The 1,647-nt window shown below is 64.7% G+C and carries 1 protein-coding gene; it reads right to left on the bottom strand.

Translation table 11 applies throughout. The annotated features are described in order from the left end of the window. Positions 1-232: 232 nt before the first annotated feature. Positions 233-1,459 carry a chemotaxis protein CheB gene (locus tag ACP7AJ_RS21170; RefSeq protein WP_426062225.1) on the bottom strand — a complete coding sequence of 409 codons (1,227 nt, stop codon included), beginning with the start codon at positions 1,457-1,459 and terminating at the stop codon, positions 233-235. Positions 1,460-1,647: the final 188 nt, after the last annotated feature.

Below are 1,647 nucleotides of genomic sequence, written 5' to 3'. Positions count from 1 at the left end.
AAGCTGGCCAAGCAGGCCGGCGCACCCTGGACCAGCGCGTGGAGCCGCTGGCGGTGCGCCGCCGCGTCGGCCGCCGGCCGGGCTATGCTGCGATAAGCAAGGTTGGTGTTCGGCACAGCATTACGCCCTAAACGGCGGGCAAACAGAATTTTCTGTAAGGTACGTTCCAAGCAGGCGGAAACCCCCGCGGCGCGTTGGGCAGCAGCTCCCGGCCGACGGCCGACACCCCGCGTTAAGCGCCCTTACCCGGGTTGAGGGGCCGGTATTGATGTGCGCACGGGTCCCATGGTCGGGTAGCCGCGGCCGAATTTAAACGGGCCCGCCGGGGGCCGCCACCTTTCCGGCGCGGTACTTCCGCACCCTGGGTGGTGGCAGCCCGGTCAGGCGGCCGGGTGGGGCTGCATTTTCTGCTGAAACTGCAGGTCGCCGCTGAGCGCCTCGTGCTTGAGAATGGAGTCGTGCACGACGCGGGCCTGCTGGCCGGCCTTTTCGGCTTTCTGAAAAAACAGTTTAGCCACGGCCGGCTCCTCGTTTTCCTGGTAGTGGGTGCCCAGGTTATCGAGCAGCATGCTGGTTTCCTCCAGGCCCCGCATGGATTGATAGAGCAACTTTCCACCGACTGGGTGACTTCGCTGAGCAGGGCGCTGACGGTGTAAGCGTGGCCGGTGTGGCAGCGGTAGCGAATCAGCCGGCCTTCGATGAGCTGGGTGAGCGCGCCGTGGCAATCGGGGCAGGTGAAGGGCGTGAGCTTGCCCTTGTCGATGATGCCCAGCTCGAAGCCGCCGCCCTGCTTGGCAATGGTGAGCTCTATCTTGAGCAGGTCCAGCTGCGCGGCGGGCAGGTGGGGCTTGCCCGGGGCCCGCTCCGTGGTCAGGCGCACCAGCAGCGGGGCCAGCTGGGCCATGGTCACGAGGTGGTCCGGCTTCACGTACTCGAGCGCGTTGTTGGGCATGGACGGCTGCTCGGCGTCGGCGGGGTCCTGCACGATGGTCAGCCCGCCCATGCGCTGCACGCTCCACAACCCCGAGGTGCCGTCGTCGAGGTAACCGGTAAGCACCACGCCAATCACGCGCGGCCCGTAGGTGTAAGCAGCCGAACGGAACAAGGCATCGATGGAAGGCCGAAACCGGTTTTCCTTCGGGCCACGCGTCACCAAGACCGTATTGCCTTCCAGCAGCAGGTGGTGGTCGGGTCGGGCCACGTAAATCACGCCGGGCGTCACGGTTTCGCCGTTTTGCGGGTGCTGGGCCGTCAACGCCGAGACCGAGTTCATCAGCTGGGGCAAGATGCTGGGCGAATCGGCGCCGACGTGCTGCACCACGAAGATGGGCGCCGGAAAATCGGCGGGCAGGGCCTTGACCAGCTCGAGCAGGGCCGAAACGCCCCCAGCCGACGCGCCAATGACGACGATGTCGCGGTGGTGGCGTGGGGTGTTGCGAGGAGATGACGTCTTGGGCATAGGATTGGAAGGATAAAGGTGTTTCCGCGCCTACGCAGGAACAGCGGAAATGGCCGAATATACCAGGACCTTGCCCGTAGCTTTACCCATTATAAACAGGAATTTTCGCTCATTTTGAAGCTCTGCCGTAATTGGCCCATCAGGGCTTCGAGCAGGTTTGGGCCGACGTGTTGGCCACGAGCCAACCT

The organism is Hymenobacter sp. B1770 (assembly GCF_049896385.1).
Taxonomy (GTDB): domain Bacteria; phylum Bacteroidota; class Bacteroidia; order Cytophagales; family Hymenobacteraceae; genus Hymenobacter.
Note: the sequence above shows the minus strand (reverse complement) of the source record. Positions and strands in the feature narration are given on the sequence as shown.